This window comes from Pseudomonas sp. P1.8, from assembly GCF_001269805.1.
In the GTDB taxonomy this organism is placed as follows: domain Bacteria; phylum Pseudomonadota; class Gammaproteobacteria; order Pseudomonadales; family Pseudomonadaceae; genus Aquipseudomonas.
The window spans coordinates 169,401-186,409 of the sequence record NZ_LHVM01000020.1 but is presented as its reverse complement, the minus strand read 5'-3'; the positions used below and the strand labels follow the sequence as shown (position 1 = coordinate 186,409).

At 63.0% G+C, this 17,009-nt stretch carries 14 protein-coding genes; 4 read left to right on the top strand and 10 right to left on the bottom strand.

Annotated features, from left to right (window positions below):
* The 4 genes from AD668_RS22620 to AD668_RS22605 all read left to right on the top strand — a co-directional run.
* Positions 1-972: RND family transporter (locus AD668_RS22620; RefSeq protein WP_156322388.1), on the top strand; the 972-nt coding region annotated here is incomplete at its 5' end.
* 6 nt (positions 973-978) lie between these two features.
* On the top strand, positions 979-2,757 hold the full coding sequence (locus AD668_RS22615) for an acyl-CoA dehydrogenase C-terminal domain-containing protein (RefSeq protein WP_053162383.1): 1,779 nt from the start codon (positions 979-981) through the stop codon (positions 2,755-2,757).
* A 24-nt stretch (positions 2,758-2,781) separates the two neighbouring features.
* Positions 2,782-4,425, top strand: coding sequence for a fatty acid--CoA ligase (locus AD668_RS22610; RefSeq protein ID WP_053162381.1), 1,644 nt, complete (start codon positions 2,782-2,784; stop codon positions 4,423-4,425).
* Positions 4,426-4,727: 302 nt separating this feature from the next.
* On the top strand, positions 4,728-5,096 hold the full coding sequence (locus AD668_RS22605) for a potassium channel family protein (protein ID WP_053162379.1): 369 nt from the start codon (positions 4,728-4,730) through the stop codon (positions 5,094-5,096).
* A 112-nt stretch (positions 5,097-5,208) separates the two neighbouring features.
* On the opposite strand, the gene AD668_RS22600 is transcribed toward AD668_RS22605, so the two are convergent.
* The 10 genes from AD668_RS22600 to AD668_RS22555 all read right to left on the bottom strand — a co-directional run bounded on the left by AD668_RS22600 (position 5,209) and on the right by AD668_RS22555 (position 16,939).
* A complete protein-coding gene (locus tag AD668_RS22600; RefSeq protein ID WP_053162376.1) occupies positions 5,209-5,430 on the bottom strand; it encodes a formate dehydrogenase subunit delta in 222 nt (73 codons plus the stop codon).
* Complete coding sequence (fdhF, locus tag AD668_RS22595; protein ID WP_053162374.1) at positions 5,427-8,303, bottom strand: formate dehydrogenase subunit alpha; 2,877 nt, start codon at positions 8,301-8,303, stop codon at positions 5,427-5,429. Before fdhF ends, AD668_RS22600 begins: the two co-directional genes overlap by 4 nt.
* Complete coding sequence (locus AD668_RS22590; protein WP_053162372.1) at positions 8,300-9,859, bottom strand: NADH-quinone oxidoreductase subunit NuoF; 1,560 nt, start codon at positions 9,857-9,859, stop codon at positions 8,300-8,302. Before AD668_RS22590 ends, fdhF begins: the two co-directional genes overlap by 4 nt.
* Positions 9,859-10,335: a formate dehydrogenase subunit gamma gene (locus AD668_RS22585; protein WP_053162370.1), complete on the bottom strand. Its 477-nt coding sequence runs from the start codon at positions 10,333-10,335 to the stop codon at positions 9,859-9,861. Before AD668_RS22585 ends, AD668_RS22590 begins: the two co-directional genes overlap by 1 nt.
* 340 nt (positions 10,336-10,675) lie before the next feature.
* The gene (locus tag AD668_RS22580; RefSeq protein WP_053162368.1) at positions 10,676-11,620 is read right to left on the bottom strand and encodes a PDR/VanB family oxidoreductase; all 945 of its coding nucleotides are present in this window, start codon (positions 11,618-11,620) and stop codon (positions 10,676-10,678) included.
* The gene (locus AD668_RS22575; protein ID WP_053162366.1) at positions 11,617-13,047 is read right to left on the bottom strand and encodes an amidohydrolase family protein; all 1,431 of its coding nucleotides are present in this window, start codon (positions 13,045-13,047) and stop codon (positions 11,617-11,619) included. Before AD668_RS22575 ends, AD668_RS22580 begins: the two co-directional genes overlap by 4 nt.
* A gap of 40 nt (positions 13,048-13,087) precedes the next feature.
* Complete coding sequence (locus AD668_RS22570; protein WP_172681856.1) at positions 13,088-13,816, bottom strand: ABC transporter permease; 729 nt, start codon at positions 13,814-13,816, stop codon at positions 13,088-13,090.
* 96 nt (positions 13,817-13,912) lie between these two features.
* On the bottom strand, positions 13,913-14,755 hold the full coding sequence (locus AD668_RS22565; RefSeq protein WP_053162358.1) for an ABC transporter ATP-binding protein: 843 nt from the start codon (positions 14,753-14,755) through the stop codon (positions 13,913-13,915).
* Between the two features lie 60 nt (positions 14,756-14,815).
* Positions 14,816-15,841, bottom strand: a complete 1,026-nt coding sequence (locus AD668_RS22560) for an aromatic ring-hydroxylating dioxygenase subunit alpha (protein WP_016774747.1) — start codon at positions 15,839-15,841, stop codon at positions 14,816-14,818.
* A gap of 75 nt (positions 15,842-15,916) precedes the next feature.
* A complete protein-coding gene (locus tag AD668_RS22555; protein WP_053162356.1) occupies positions 15,917-16,939 on the bottom strand; it encodes an ABC transporter substrate-binding protein in 1,023 nt (340 codons plus the stop codon).
* Positions 16,940-17,009: the final 70 nt, after the last annotated feature.

The following is a 17,009-nucleotide window of genomic DNA, read 5'->3' as shown; positions in this document are numbered from 1 at the left end:
AACTACAAGACCCTGGTGCTGGCCGATCGTCTGGCCTGGGAGCTGCAACAGTATCCGGGCGTGCAGGCGACCTCGTCGTTGGTCAACGCGGTACGCCAGATCACCGCCGGTACTTATGAAGGCAACCCCAAGCTCAACAGCATCCAGCGCAACCAGGACGTGCTCAACTACGCCGCGCAGCAAGCCTCGGTCAACTCCCCGGAGCTGTTCAACACCGACTGCTCGCTGATGCCGGTGATCGCCTTCCTCAAGGATCACAAGGCTGAAACCCTGGACGCCGTGGTGGCGATTGCCGACAAGTTCGCCAAGGAAAACAGCACCGAAGACCGCCAGTTCCTGCTCGCGGCCGGCAGCGCCGGGATCGAAGCGGCAACCAACATCGTGGTGCGCGAAGCCAACCACACCATGCTGTTGTACGTGTATGCAGCGGTGACCTTGTTCTGCCTGATCACCTTCCGCAGCTGGCGCGCCACGCTGGTGGCCCTGTTGCCGCTGGTGCTGACCTCGATCCTCTGCGAAGCCTTGATGGTGGCCATGGGCATCGGCGTGAAAGTCGCGACCCTGCCGGTGATCGCCCTCGGGGTGGGGATTGGCGTGGACTACGCCTTGTACCTGCTCAGTGTGCAGTTGCACTTCCAGCGCCAGGGCCTGCCGTTGTCCGAGGCCTACCGCAATGCCGTGTCGTTCACCGGCCGGGTGGTCGGGCTGGTGGGCATCACCCTCGCTGCTGGCGTGGTGTGCTGGGTCTGGTCGCCGATCAAGTTCCAGGCCGACATGGGCATCCTGCTGACCTTCATGTTCCTGTGGAACATGCTTGGTGCGCTGATTCTGATTCCTGCGCTTTCGTACTTCCTGTTGCGCACCCCGGTGCTGGAGCGCAATGACGCTACCGACGCCGACGATGCGCCAACCGACAACACCGATACCACTCAACGTCCCGGCATGCCCAATGCCCTGACTATTTCCGAGTAAGCCAAGATGTCTGATTACAAAGCTCCTTTGCGCGATATGCGCTTCGTCCTCAACGAGGTTTTCCAGGTGTCCCGGCTGTGGGCACAATTGCCCGGCCTGGCCGACGTGATCGATGAAGAGACCGCCGCCGCCATCCTCGAAGAAGCCGGCAAGATCAGCGGTGAAGTGATTGCGCCCCTGAACCGCGCCAGCGACGAACAGGGCTGCACCTGGAACAATGGCGCGGTCACTGCCGCAGACGGTTTTGCCCAGGCGTATCAAGCCTTCGCAGAAGGCGGCTGGGTGGGTGTCGGTGGTGATCCGCAGTACGGCGGCATGGGCATGCCCAAGGCGATTTCGGCCCAGGTCGAAGAGATGGTCAACTCGGCCAGCCTGTCGTTCGGCCTGTACCCGATGCTGACCGCCGGCGCCTGTCTGTCGATCAAGGCCCACGCCAGCGAAGAACTCAAAGCCGCTTACTTGCCGAACATGTACGCCGGCACCTGGACCGGTTCGATGTGCCTGACCGAAGCCCATGCGGGCACCGATCTGGGCATGATCCGCACCAAGGCCGAACCTCAGGCTGACGGCAGCTACGCGATCAGCGGCAGCAAGATTTTCATCACCGGCGGCGAGCACGATCTCACCGAAAACATCATCCATCTGGTACTGGCGCGCCTGCCCGATGCACCGGCCGGACCGAAAGGCATTTCGCTGTTCCTGGTGCCCAAAGTGCTGGTCAATGCCGACGGTTCGCTGGGCGAACGCAACTCGCTGTCCTGCGGCTCCATCGAACACAAGATGGGCATCAAGGCATCGGCCACGTGCGTGATGAACTTCGATGGCGCCACCGGCTGGATCGTCGACGCACCGAACAAAGGTCTGGCGGCGATGTTCACCATGATGAACTACGAGCGTCTGGGCGTCGGCATCCAGGGCCTGGCCCAGGGCGAGCGCTCCTATCAGAACGCCGTCGCCTACGCCCGTGACCGTCTGCAAAGCCGTGCACCGACCGGCGCGCAGCAAAAGGAAAAAGCCGCCGACCCGATCATCGTCCACCCGGACGTGCGCCGCATGCTGCTGACCATGAAAGCCTTGAATGAAGGCGGTCGTGCGTTCTCCAGCTACGTGGCGCTGCAACTGGACATCGCCAAGTACAGCGATGACCCGGTTGCCCGCACCCGTGCGCAGGACCTTGTGTCGCTGCTGACGCCTGTCGCCAAGGCGTTCCTCACCGACATGGGCCTGGAAACCACCCTGCATGGTCAGATGGTTTTTGGCGGCCATGGCTACATCCGCGAGTGGGGCCAGGAACAACTGGTGCGCGACGTGCGCATCACCCAGATCTACGAAGGCACCAACGGCATCCAGTCCCTGGACCTGGCCGGTCGCAAGATCGTCGGCAACGGCGGTTCGCTCTACCGTCTGTTCGCCTCGGAAATCCGCGACTTCACCGCCAATGCCAGCGCTGATCTTGGCGAGTTCACCCAGCCGTTGAATGCTGCCGTGGACACCCTCGACGACCTGACCGCGTGGCTGCTGGACCGGGCACAAAACAACCCGAACGAAATCGGCGCGGCCTCGGTCGAGTACCTGCACGTGTTCGGCTACACCGCGTATGCCTACATGTGGGCGCGCATGGCCAAGGCCGTCATGAGTGGCGATGCCGAGGACGATTTTTACACCAGCAAACTGGCTACCGCGCGTTTCTACTTCGCCCGCTTGCTGCCACGTATCCACTCGTTGAGCGCATCGGCCAAGGCCGGCAGTGACTGTCTCTTCGAGCTGCAAGCCGATCAGTTCTGATCTAAAGAACAAGGAACCTTATTCATGATGGCGACAAAAATAATTCCACCCGCCGACGGCGCTTATGCCTATCCGTTGCTGATCAAGCAATTGCTGCTGTCCGGTGTGCGCTACGAGCCGGGCCGGGAAATCGTCTACGCCGACAAGCTGCGCTACAGCTACGAGACCCTCAACAAGCGCATTCGCCGCCTGGCCAATGCGCTGAGCGCTGCCGGGGTCAAGGCAGGCGACACCGTGGCTTTGCTCGACTGGGACAGCAACCGTTACCTGGAATGCTTTTTCGCCGTGCCGATGATCGGCGCGGTGCTGCACACGGTGAACATTCGCCTGTCGCCCGAGCAGGTGCTGTTCACCATGAACCACGCCGAGGATGACCTGGTGCTGGTGCATGATGATTTCCTGCCCCTGGTCGAACAGATCCATGGTCGGCTGGAAACCGTAAAAGGCTACCTGCAACTCACCGATGACGAGGCGACCAAGACCTCGCTGCCGGTGCTGGGGGAATACGAGCACCTGTTGTCCCTGGCTTCGGAACAGTACGACTTCCCTGATTTCGACGAGAACTCGGTGGCGACACTGTTCTACACCACCGGCACCACCGGCGACCCGAAAGGCGTGTACTTCACCCATCGTCAACTGGTCCTGCACACCCTCAATGCCGTCGGCACCCTGGGCGTCTACCAAGGTACGCCGCTGTTGCGCTCCGACGACGTGTACATGCCGATTACGCCGATGTTCCACGTGCATGCGTGGGGCGTGCCGTATGTCGCGACCCTGATGGGCATCAAACAGGTCTATCCCGGCAAGTACGAACCCAACAGCCTGGTCAAGTTGTACCGCGAAGAGAAGGTCACCTTCTCCCACTGCGTACCGACCATTTTGCAGATGATCCTCAACTGCGAAGAAGGCAAGGCAACCCGTTTCGAGGGCTGGAAAATGCTCTTGGGCGGCAGCGCGCTGACCCTGGGCATCGCCAGCGAAGCCAGTGCCAAAGGCATGGTCGTGCACGCCGGTTACGGCATGTCGGAAACCTGCCCGTTGCTGTGCCTGACGTACCTGCGTGACGAAGATCGCCAACAGTCCACCGAGGCACAACTGCCGGTGCGCATCAAGACCGGTACGCCGGTGCCGATGGTCGATCTGAAAATCATCGACGCCAATGGTGACGATGTCGCCCACGACGGTGAGTCCCTCGGCGAAATCGTCGTTCGTGCACCGTGGCTGACCCAAGGCTATTTGAAAGAGCCTGAAAAAGGCGCCGAGCTCTGGCTCAACGGCTGGCTGCACACCGGTGACATGGCCTCGATCGACAAGCTGGGCGGCGTGGAAATCAAGGACCGCATCAAGGACGTGATCAAGACCGGCGGCGAGTGGATCAGCTCCCTGGAACTGGAAAGCCTGATCAGCGAACACCCGGCGGTCATGTCGGTCGCGGTGGTGGGCATCGTCGATGAACAGTGGGGCGAACGCCCGATGGCCATGGTCGTCTGCGAACCGGGGCAATTCCTCGACCGCAAGATCCTGGAGGTTCATCTGCAAGCCTTCGTCGACGGCGGGCGCATCAACAAATGGGCGATCCCCAAGCAGTTCAAGTTCGTGAACGAAATCCCCAAGACCAGCGTTGGCAAGATCAACAAGAAGCTGATTCGGGAAAGTGAAGCGAACTGAGGGATAAACCTGGCACTGCTGTTGCAGGAGCGAGCACGCTCCGGGCGGCGTTCCGACGATGGACAGGAGCGCCGCGTTTAGCCAGAAAACACGCGTTTTCGTTAACGACCATCGCGAGCGCGCTCGCTCCTACAGGAGTTCACCGCTGTCAGGCGGTTTCTGGATAGTGTGCAGGGCGTCAACTTTGTCATAGTTCTTCGCCCCGTAAGTCGCAGTTTTCAACGTTTGTGCCAAGCTGAACGGGGTATTGAACCGCCGCGCATGCAACTGCCGGTCAGTCAAACCCCCAGGAAGCCCACGTCATGAGCCTGAGCAGTGCATCAAACGTTCGCCAAGAGTTCTACAAAGCCGTCTGGTTCTACTTCAAAGTGGTGTGGCCGATCTTCTCGGTCCTGCTACTGGTGATCATCGCGTGCGGACTGATCATCGCCCATCTGGAAGGCTGGAGCGCTGGTGAAGGTGTCTACTTCGCCTTTGTGACGGGCCTGACCATCGGCTACGGAGAGTTCGTACCCAAACTGGGTGTCTCGCGCGTGCTGGCGATTTTTCTGGGTTTCAACGGCGTACTGATGACCGCGACCTTCGCGGCGATCGCCGTCCGGGCGATTGAAGTGACGGTGACGGCGTCGAGGAAGGGTGATGAGAGAAATCCCGACCAGAATCCCCTGTAGGAGCGAGCCTGCTCGCGATGGTCGTCAACGATAACGCGCGGTTACAGGCTAAACGCGGCGCCTTTGAGTCCATCGCGAGCAGGCTCGCTCCTACAGTTTTTTGGCCGGCAGGCTAAGCCTCCCATCCCGCGCCACTCACCGCCGCCAGCACCAACGGATGCAAATTCGCCCCCTGATGCTCCGTTTGCCACGCCAGCAACTCCTTGCGCATGCTCGGTGCCCAATACATCTGCAAATGATTGCGCACGCTGAGCACCGCCTGCTCCTGGTCCGGCTGCGTCGCAAAGTACTGGGCGATCTGGTTGGCCATCTTGATCAGGTTGTCCGTGCTCATTTGCGCACCTCGGCTTTCTCGGGGTGCCGACGTTCCTTCAGCAGACGATGCTGCTCATCGCTGAATTCCTGGAAGCGTTTCTGCCACTGCGAAGGGTGATACACGCGGCTGACTTCCACGGCGGTGACCTTGTATTCCGGGCAGTTGGTGGCCCAGTCGGAGTTGTCGGTGGTGATGACGTTGGCCCCCGATTCCGGGAAGTGGAAGGTGGTGTACACCACGCCCGGCGCGACCCGTTCGGTGATCCGCGCCCGCAGCACCGTCTGCCCGGCACGGCTGCCGATGCCGACCCAATCACCTTCGTTGATGCCACGGCTCTCGGCGTCGCTCGGGTGGATTTCCAGGCGATCTTCGTCATGCCAGGCGACATTGTCGGTGCGCCGGGTCTGGGCGCCGACGTTGTACTGGCTGAGGATGCGCCCGGTGGTCAGCAGCAACGGATAGCGAGCGTTGACCTTCTCCTCGGTCGGCACGTAGCCGGTGAGCATGAAACGCCCCTTGCCGCGCACAAACTCTTCGATGTGCATGGTCGGCGTGCCGTCCGGTGCCGCGGCGTTGCACGGCCATTGCAGGCTGCCGTGACGATCCAGTTCGGCGTAGCTGACGTTGGTGAAGGTGGGCGTCAGGCTGGCGATTTCATCCATGATTTGCGATGGATGCTTGTAGTTCATCGGGTAACCGAGGGCATAGGCCAGAGCTACCGTGCCTTCCCAGTCGGCCTTGCCACCCAGTGGGTCCATGACCTTGCGCACCCGGGAGATGCGTCGCTCAGCGTTGGTGAAGGTGCCGTCTTTTTCCAGGAACGAGCAGCCCGGCAGGAACACATGGGCGAACTTGGCGGTTTCGTTGAGGAAAATATCCTGCACCACGATGCATTCCATAGCCGACAGGGCCGCGGTGACGTGCTGGGTATTAGGGTCGCTCTGGGCGATGTCTTCGCCCTGGCAATACAAACCCTTGAAGCTACCGGCCAGGGCCGACTCGAACATATTGGGGATGCGCAGGCCCGGGTCGGGTTGCAGGGTGACGTTCCACGCCTGTTCAAACTGCGCCCGTACCACCTCGTTGGAGATGTGCCGGTAGCCGGGCAACTCGTGGGGGAAGGAGCCCATGTCGCAGGAACCCTGAACGTTGTTCTGCCCCCGCAACGGGTTCACGCCCACGCCTTCACGGCCGATGTTGCCGGTGGCCATGGCGAGGTTGGCGATGCCCATCACCGAAGTACTGCCCTGACTGTGTTCGGTGACGCCCAAACCGTAGTAGATCGCCGCATTGCCACCGGTGGCATACAGGCGCGCAGCGGCACGGATGTCGGCAGCGGGCACACCGCAGATCGGGCCCAGCACTTGCGGCGAGTTCTCCGCACGGCTGACAAATTCACTCCAGATCGCGAAGTCGCTGCCCTCACAACGAGCGTCGATAAAGTCCTGATTGAGCAAACCTTCATTCACGATCACATGGGCCAACGCATTGAGCATGGCGACGTTGGTGCCGGGCCGCAGAGCCAGATGGAATTCGGCGCGGGCATGCACCGTATCCACCAGATCGATGCGACGCGGGTCGATGACGATCAGCCGCGCACCTTCACGCAAGCGGCGTTTGAGCTGCGAGGCGAACACCGGGTGCGCATCGCTAGGGTTGGCGCCCATCACCAAAATCACGTCGGCCTGCATCACCGAATCAAAACTCTGAGTGCCGGCAGACTCGCCCAGCGTTTGCTTCAGCCCATAACCGGTGGGCGAATGGCAGACCCGTGCGCAGGTGTCGACGTTGTTGTTACCGAACGCGGCGCGCACCAGTTTTTGCACCAGATAGGTTTCTTCGTTGGTGCAGCGACTGGAAGTGATGCCACCAATGGAATCGCGGCCGTAGGTTTGCTGCAAACGACGAAATTCACTGGCGGCGTAGGTCACCGCTTCATCCCAGCTGACTTCCTGCCAGGGGTCGCTGATGTGTTTGCGGATCATCGGCTTGGTGATGCGATCCGGGTGGGTCGCATAGCCCCAGGCAAAGCGCCCTTTGACGCAGGAGTGGCCGTGGTTGGCTTGGCCATTCTTGTCCGGAACCATGCGTACCAGTTTGTCGCCCTTCATCTCGGCACGGAACGAGCAACCCACGCCGCAATAGGCACAAGTGGTGATCACGCTGCGTTCGGGCTGACCCAGTTCAACCACGCTTTTTTCCATCAGGGTCGCAGTCGGGCAGGCCTGCACACAGGCGCCGCAGGACACGCATTCCGAGTCGAGGAAGTTATCCCCACCAGCAGCAGAAACACGGGATTCAAAGCCGCGCCCGGTAATGGTCAGGGCAAAGGTGCCCTGGGTTTCTTCGCAGGCGCGCACGCAGCGGTTGCAGACGATGCACTTGCTCGGGTCGTAATCGAAGTAGGGGTTGGACGTGTCCTTCACGTCGGCCAGATGGTTGTCGCCTTCATAACCGTAGCGCACCTCCCGCAAACCGACCTGACCGGCCACGGTTTGCAGCTCGCAGTTGCCGTTGGCCGAGCAGGTCAGGCAGTCCAGCGGGTGATCGGAAATGTACAGCTCCATGACGTTGCGCCGCAGCGTCGCGAGCTTCGGCGTCTGGGTGTGTACGCTCATGCCTTCGCTGACCGGAGTGGTGCAGGACGCCGGATAACCGCGCATGCCGTCGATCTCCACCAGGCACATGCGGCAGGAGCCGAAGGCTTCCAGGCTGTCGGTGGCACAGAGTTTGGGAATGGTGGTGCCCAGCAGCGCGGCGGCACGCATCACCGAGGTGCCTTCGGGCACGCTGATGCTGCGGCCGTCGATGTTCAGGGTGACTTGCACCTGGCTGTCGCGGGCCGGCGTGCCGAGGTCAATGTCTGTTTTCGGGTCGAAGAGAGTGATCATTGTTCGGCCTCCGAGGCTTGCAGACCGAAGTCAGCGGGGAAGTGCTTGAGGGCGCTGGCCACGGGATAAGACGTCATGCCGCCCAACGCGCACAGCGAACCGTATTGCAGGGTGTCGCACAGGTCCTTGAGGATGATCACCTGCGCATCGCGACTGTTCTGGTCGGGCGCGGCCAGCAGGCGGTCGATCACCTCGACGCCACGGGTCGAGCCGATGCGGCACGGCGTGCATTTGCCGCAGGATTCCTCGGCGCAGAACTGCATGGCGAAACGCGCCATATGGGCCATGTCGAGGGTGTCGTCAGCCACCACCACACCCCCGTGACCGAGCATCGCGCCGATGGCGGTGAAGGCCTCGTAATCCAGCGGCGTGTCGAATTGCGAAGGTGGCACCCAGGCGCCAAGGGGGCCGCCCACCTGCGCAGCCTTCAGCGGCCGGCCACTGGCGGTCCCGCCGCCGTAGTCTTCCACCAGCTCCCGCAAGGTCAGGCCAAAGGCTCGTTCCACCAGGCCGCCGCGACGGATATTGCCCGCCAACTGGAAGGGCATGGTGCCCAGGGAACGGCCCATGCCGTAATCACGATAGAACTGCGCGCCCTTGGCCAGAATCAGTGGCACCGAAGCCAACGTCAGCACGTTGTGCACCAGCGTCGGCAGGCCGAACAACCCCTGCAACGCCGGAATCGGCGGCTTGGCGCGCACGATCCCGCGTTTGCCTTCCAGAGAGTCCAGCAACGCGGTTTCTTCACCGCAGATATAAGCACCGGCACCGACGCGCACTTGCATATCGAAGGCCAAGCCGCTGCCGCCTACATTGGCGCCAAGGTAACCGGCAGTTCGAGCGATGTTCAGCGCTGCGCGTAATGTCGCCACAGCATCTGGATACTCCGAGCGAACATAGATGTAGCCGAAGGTGGCGCCGACGGTAATGCCAGCAATGGCCATGCCTTCGATCAGCAGGAAAGGGTCGCCTTCCATCAACATGCGGTCGGCAAAGGTGCCGGAGTCGCCTTCGTCGGCGTTGCACACGATGTACTTCTGCGCAGCTTCGGTCGCGCGCACCGTGCGCCATTTGATCCCGGCGGGGAAGGCCGCGCCGCCACGACCACGCAGGCCAGAATCGAACACTGCTGTCGCGGTCTGCTCGCCGCCAATGCTGACGGCCCTTGTTAAACCTTCGAAACCGCCATGGGCTCGGTAATCGTCCAGCGACAGCGGTCGGGTAATGCCGGCGCGGGCGAACAGCAGGCGTTGTTGAGACTTGAGATAAGGCAATTCTTCCACCAGACCCAAGGCCAGCGGATGAGCGGACGGCTCGCCTTGCAGCGCATCGAGCACCGACGGCACATCGGCCGCCGTCAGAGGACCAAAACCGATACGACCTTGCGGGCTGTCCACTTCCAGCAGCGGTTCCAGCCAATACAGGCCACGGGAACTGCTGCGCTGCAACTCCAGCGGCAAATTACGTTCCTGAGCCTGCGTGATCAGCGCCACCGCCACTTCATCGGCCCCCACGGCACGAGCCAGCGAATCACAAGGCAAATAAAGAGTCGGCATCACGCGTCCTCCCGGCAAGCATCGAGCAACGCATCCAGCCGCTCGGCACTGAGCCGCGCATGCACCCGCCCATCCAGCTCCAACGCTGGCGAGCAGGCACAAGCGCCAAGGCAATAAACAGGACGCAAACTGATACTGCCATCGGCACTGCTACCGTGATCATCCAGTTGCAGACGCTCGCGCAACTGCGCGGCCAACTGCTCGGCACCACGGCTCTGGCACGACTCGGCCCGGCACAGCCGCAAGATATGCCGCGCGGGCGGTGCGGTACGGAAGTCATGGTAAAAACTGATCACCCCACGCACCTCGGCCTGGCTCAGGTTCAGGGCATGGGCAATCTCGGGGACGGCGACATCGGGGACGTAACCGATGCGCTCCTGAATATCATGAAGAATAGGCAACAGCGCCCCCGGAGTACCCTTGTGGCGCTCCAGCAGACTGTTGACCACAGGCAGGTGCAACAACTCATCAGGCATTCAGCAATCCTCACGGTCACGGACAAACCAGAAGGTCGTCGGTTGTCCGAAAGTGTCGGCTGCGGCATTTACACCACGTCACGGTATCGTGGATTTCAGGCCGGTGGCCAGGGCACCCTGAGCGGGCATCTTGTTGTGCCCGGCGCGGTCTTCGCCGCACCTCTGAAAGGGCATAAAACCCAGATTGCCACGGGGGCGTTGATTCAGCTGTACCAAAGCGACGTGCTTGGTTCTGTCTGCGACCACCTATTAAGTCTAGAAGAGTGCGGCACAAATGTGGGGTTGGGCATTTATGGACGGCCCAATCAGGCCCGCTGTAACGGGCCTCATGCCTCACCGCTCAGGCATCCAGCACCAGGCGTGTGCCGCGACTACCGGAAACGCAGGGCGCGATCCATTCACCGCTTTGGCGCTGGGCGTCATTCAGGCAGTCGTCGCGGTGCTCCGGTTCGCCTTCAAGGACCCGGCACACACAAGCGCCGCACATGCCCATGCCACAGGAGAACTCCAGATTGACCCCGGCCCGCGAAGCTGCCTGGATCAGGCTTTCCCCGGTTTGCACCTGGACCTCACAACCACTGCGTCGCAGCTCCAGTGAAAAGCTCTGCGCGTCAAGGTTCGCGGGCTGCCGGGGCTGGAAATGCTCGCGATACAGGGCTGAGGCCGGCCAGTTCGCCTTTAGCGCCGCCTGTTCGACGGTGTCCATGAAGCCGGTCGGGCCGCAGCAGTACAAGCCGGCGGCGCTTTGCCAGGCGGGAAATTGACTGGTCAGCAGCTCGGCGATCTGCCCGGCGCGCAAGCCGCCGTACCACTGGACGTCGGCGCCCAGGCGCTGGATGAAAGGCGCATGGCGTGCCTCTCGGGTGAAATAGAGCAAGCGCACGGGACGGCCTTCGGCCAGGCATTGGCGATACATCGGCAGCAACGGCGTAATACCGATGCCCGCCGCCACCAGCGTCACCGGCCCGCTGCCCGGTTGCAGGGCGAACAGATTGCGTGGCGTACTGACTTCGATCTGCGCGCCCAGGCGCAGTTGCTCGTGCAGCCAGCGCGAGCCACCCCGGGAGGTGGGTTCGCGCTTGATCCCCAGGTACAGGTGACCATCTTCGGGCAGGCTCAGCACCGAGTACTGGCGCACTGCACCGTTGCCCAGGCGCAGGTCGACATGGGCGCCGGCGGCCCAGCTAAAGGGCAGGGGCGCGGCGTCGACGGGGGCCAGTTCAATACCCAACACATCGTCGGCTTCCAGGCGCAGGCTGCGCACGTGCAGGGCAGACCAGCTCATGCGCGGACTCCTGCGGCCTGTTGCAAGCGACGCACGGCGTCCCGGGCTTGGGCGCCGAGTTCCGCCAGGTCGAGGTCGGGCAGTTGGTCGTTGTCGACGGTCAACCGCCCGCCCACCAGCATGGCGCGCAAGGTCGGGCGCCCACCTCCCACCACCGGGCCGATTGCCGGGTCGTGCAGGCCGAAGTAGCGAGGCTGGTCGAGACGGTAGATGGCCAGGTCGGCGGCCATGCCTACTTGCAGGCTGCCGACGGCGTCCAGGCCCAACACCTTGGCGCCGCCAGCGGTACCCCAGCGCACCACATCTTCTACCGTTGCCGCGTGGGCACCGCCTTCCTCGTCGCCGCCGGCATGGCGCGGGCGGGTGCGTTCGCCGGCCTTGGCCCGCTGCATCAGCCAGGCGGCGTGGGTTTCGCTGATCATGTCGCAGGCCTCGTTGGAGGCGGCGCCGTCCACGCCGATCGACACCTGCATCCCGGCGGCTTCCATGGCCACCACATCGGCGATACCGCTGCCCAGGCGGCCATTGCTTTGCGGGCAATGGGCGATGCCCGTGCCGCTGGCCCCGAGCATCTGGATTTCCTCGGCGTCGAGTTTCACCAGATGGGCGAACCACACGTCCGGCCCCAGCCACTCCTGCTCGGCACAGAACGCCACCGGCGACATGCCATGGCGTTGTTGCACCTCATTCTGGTATTCGACGGTTTCGCTCAGGTGGCTGTGCAGGCGAATGCCCAGCCGCCGGGCAACCCGTGCGGTTTCCCGCAGGTGCTCCGCCGGCATGGAGTAGGGCGGGCTGGTGGGCGCCATCACCACCCGTCGCCAGGCATCGGCGGCCGGGTCGTGGTAACGCCGCACCAAGCGCTCAACGTCGTTCAGGTACTGCTCCAGTGTTTCCGGTCCGGCCACCGCCTTGCCTTCGGCTTGTCGTGCTTGTGTGGCGCCGCCCCGGCACAGGACAAAACGCAGCCCCAGGCGTTCGGCTTCCTCGAACAGTACCTGGGCACTGTCAAAGGCCATGCCCGGCAAATACAGGTAATGGTGGTCGGCGACGGTGGCGCAGCCGGAGCGCGCCAATTCAACCAGGCCTATGCGCGCGGCCAGGCGAAAGCTCTGCTCGTAAAACAGGCCCCGATAGCGATAGGGCACAGCGCCCAGCCAGGCCCCCAGGCTCTGGTCGATACCTGCGGGAATGCCCTTGAGCAGCGACTGGAACAGGTGATGGTGGGTATTGACCCACGCCGGGTACACCACGCAATCGGTGGCATCCAGCACGCGCTCCCCGGGCAGGGCTTGCAGGGCGCCGATGGCGGCGATGCTCCCGTCGACGATGCGAATATCAGGCCCGGCATGGCGTGCCGCCGCGCCGGACAAACCGGTGAGAATGGCGCTGGCATTGCGCACCAGCCAGCTGTTTTCAAACGTCATGTGAGGCTCCATACGCCGCGCTTGCGGCGGACTCAAAGGGTTAGCCGAGTTCGCTTTCGTGCCAGTTGCGCAGGCTCAACCGGGCCAGCAGGGCCATCAGGCTGAACAGTGCGACACCGGTCAGGGCGATCAGCAGCAGGGCGGCGAAAAGCCTTGGAATATTCAGTTGGAAACCGGCTTGGAGAATCTGGTACGCCAGCCCGGCGCCAGTGCCCCCGGTGCCCGCGACGAACTCCGCCACCACCGCGCCGATCAAGGCCAGCCCGCTGGCAATGCGCAGCCCGGCAAAAAAACACGGCAGGGCGCTGGGAATGCGCAGGCGCAGCAGTACCTGCCAGCGGCTGGCGCGGTTCAGGCGGAACAGATTGAGCAGGCCGGGGTTGACGCTGCGCAGGCCGAGTACGGTGTTGGCGATGATCGGGAAAATCGCCACCAGGGTCGCGCAAATCACCAACGCCAGCGTGGTGTTGCTGCACCAGATGATGATCAGCGGCGCCACGGCCACTACCGGCGTGACCTGCAACAGGATGGCGTAGGGAAACAGGCTGGCTTCCAGCACCCGGCTCTGCACGAAGACAAAGGCCGCCAAAGTGCCGATCAGTACCGCCAGGGCGAACGAGAAGAAGGTGATCTTCAAGGTCATCCACAACGCACCGAGCAGCATCGGGCCATCGCTGACCAGGGTGCGGCCGATGTCGGCCGGGGAGGGCACCAGGTACACCGGCACTTTCCAGGCCACGCAGGCCAGTTGCCACAGGCTCAGCAACACGGCGCCGAGCAGCAGCGGCGAGACGATGCGCAACACCGTGGGGTGACGCAACCAGGGAGTAAAGGATGGGCTCATGATCGGGCTCTCAAAGTGAAATCAGCAAGGGTCGCCATTGGCCTGGGCCAGCAGTCGGGACAGGCGTGCGCACTGCTCGATAAAGGCCGGGGAGGTGCGGTAGGCCTCGTCCCGCTCCAGGGGGCCGTCGATCTCGATGTCGGCGATCACCCGGCCCGGGCGTGCGCCCATCACCACCACCCGCGACGACAGGTACACCGCCTCGAAGATGCTGTGGGTGACGAACACCACGGTCAGGTCGCGGCTGGCCCACAGCTGGCGCAGGTCACTGTCGAGCTTGTTGCGGGTGAACTCGTCGAGGGCGCCGAAGGGTTCATCCATCAGCAGCAGATTGGGCTCGGTGGCCAGGGCCCGGGCGATGGACGCGCGCATTTGCATGCCGCCGGACAGCTCCCGCGGGTACACCTGGCTGAAGCGGTCCAGGCCGACCAGGGCCAGGGCCGCGTCGACCTTGGGTTGGCTCTGGGCCTTGGGCACACCGGCCAGGTCCAGGGGCAGGCGCACGTTATCGCTGACCCGGGCCCAGGGCATCAGGGTCGCCTCCTGGAACACCATGGCCAGGCTTTGCCCTTGGGTCGGGCTGGCCGGGCTGTCCTTGCCCCACCAGCGCACATGGCCGGCGGAGGGTTGTTCGAGGCCGGCGAACATCTTCAGCAAGGTGCTCTTGCCGCAGCCCGAAGGACCGAGCAACGACACGAACTCGCCGCGTTGAATCGCCAGCTTCACCCGGCTCAAAGCCTGGGTGCCATTGCTGTAGGTTTTTTCCACCTGGTTAGCGAACAGCGGTGTTTGCACACTAACGCTGTCGGTGTCGGGCAACGGCTGTGGCCGGGCGTTGGCCGAAGTTATGGTTTGCATCAACATAGCGCTCTCCCCTGGGGTCATGAGCGACCGGATAAGCCCCGGCGCACCGGGGCGCTGAACTCAGTGGCTGAGGAACACTTCGCTTTCGCCATGGGCTTCGAGCAGGCCCAGCAGTTGCCGGCGAATCACCAGGCCGGGCTTGTCCGACGGCATGTGCAGTTCCACCCGGCGGCGAGTGTCGACACAGGCGTCGTAGTCGGTGGCTTCCAGAATGTCTCGGTCTTCGGCGGTGATCGCCGCGTCCCAGTCGATCAGCTCCTGGGTCGAGCATTGCTCCTCGCTGTCGTTGCGATACAGCCACTGGACCAGCATCAGGCGCCCGTCTTCCATGGGCGTCGCGCAGTTGTAGATGATGTGGTGGATACCGCTGTCCGGGTACATGCAGCCAAAGCGCCGGGAGAAGGGCAGGTAATAACGGTTGATCAGGTGGCGCTGGGTGATCGGCTCGCGGGTGCCGGTGATGCGATAGCTTTCCTCGGGGTTGCGGATCGGCACTCGGGTTTCGGCCTCGAAGCCGTAATCGGTTTCGCGGAACTCGTAGCCGGCCGGCGCCGGCTGGTCGAACAGGCCGAAGTTGGCCTTGTGGACGAAGGAAAAGTGCGAGTTGTCGAAGGAGTTTTCCATGACCCGCAGCGGGCTGGTTTTCCACTCTTCATAAAACTGGAAGATGCGCCGGTAGCCCGGGGCGCCGTCTTCGGGAAATTCAGGGATCGGTTGCAGCGGATCGTCGAGGGCGACCCAGGCGTAGCCGTATTTTTCCTGGCAGTGAAAGGCCTGGACCGAGGCGCCCGGCGGGATCATGCCCGCGGGGTTTTGCGGGATCTTCACGCAGGTGCCGGTGCAGTCGTATTCCCAGCCGTGATAGCCGCAGGCGATGTTGCCGTCCTCGCTGACAAAGCCCTTGGACAGTTTGGCGGTACGGTGGCAGCAACGGTCGCGCATGGCCACCGGGGTGCCGTCGGGGCGCTTCCACAGCACCAGGGCTTCTCCCAGCAGGGTGAAGGGTTGAGGGCCGGCATCCAGCGCGGTCATGGGCAGCAGGGCATACCAGAAACGGCGCAATACGGGTTGTTTGGTGACCAACATAAAAAGTGTCCTCACGGTATTCATTCAGCCGGCTCTTGGGCCCGGGCTTTGGGTGCAGCGGTGGTGCAATCGGGCTTAGCGGCTGGCGGCCTGTTCAGCGGTCGGCAGCACCTTCAGGTCTTGGACGAAGCGCGTGGTATAGGCCTTCTGCCAAGGCGCATCGGCACCGAGCAGGCCGGCCTCGACCATGAAATTGCGGGTGGCCTGCCAGCGCGCATCGCTCATCACACCGATGCCCTGGGTGGCGGCATCACCGCCGGTGACCAGGCGGTATTGCTTGAGGGTCGTCAAACCCCAGGCGAGCAGCTCATCGCTCATGTTCGGGTTGTCGGCCTTGATCAGCGTGTTGGCGCTCGGGTTGTCGAGGTAGCGCTTCCAGCCCTCCATGGAGGCGCGGACAAAGCGCTGGACCCGGTCAGGATGCTCATCGATAACGTCCTGGCGGGTGGCCAGGGTCGAGCCGTAGGGCGGATAACCGGCGTCGGCAAACAGGAAAAAGTTGGCTTTCTCGCCGGTCTTCAGCGCCTGGAACAACTCGGAACTGGCATAGGCCTGCTGCGTGGTGTTGGCGTCGGCGAGGAAGGGTTGCAGGTTGAAGGTGTAGGGCCGGGCCTGGCTGTCCTTGAGTTGGTACTTGCCCTTGAGCCACGGCCACCAGGTTTGCTGGCCGGAGGTCGACACAAGCACTTGCTTGTTCTGCAAGGCGTCCAGGCCGCTGACGTCCGCATGGGTCAGCAAGCCTTGTGGGTCGCCCTGAAACGGCGCGGCCACGGCCACCACCGGCAGGCCTTGCTCCACGCTCTTGAGGATCTGCAAGTCGTAGTTGACGATGAAGTCGGCCTGCCTGTTGACTAGCAACTGCATGCCATTGACCTGCGGCCCACCCATGCGAATGGTCACGTCCAGGCCTTCTTTCTCGTACAAACCATCGGCCAGGGCCTGGTAGAAACCACCCTGTTCGGCCTGGGCATACCAGGAGGTGAGTAGCACCACCTTGTCATTGGCCAGGGCCAGCGGAGACGTTGTCAGGGCAGCGGGCACGAGGGCCATGGCCAGCAACGAGCGAAGCGGTTGACCCAAGGCAAAGCGAATTTTCATGATGTGTTCTCCACAACGATTCGAAAACCGCCGCGCGCCAATCGGCACGCCAGCGAGGGACCGATTGGAG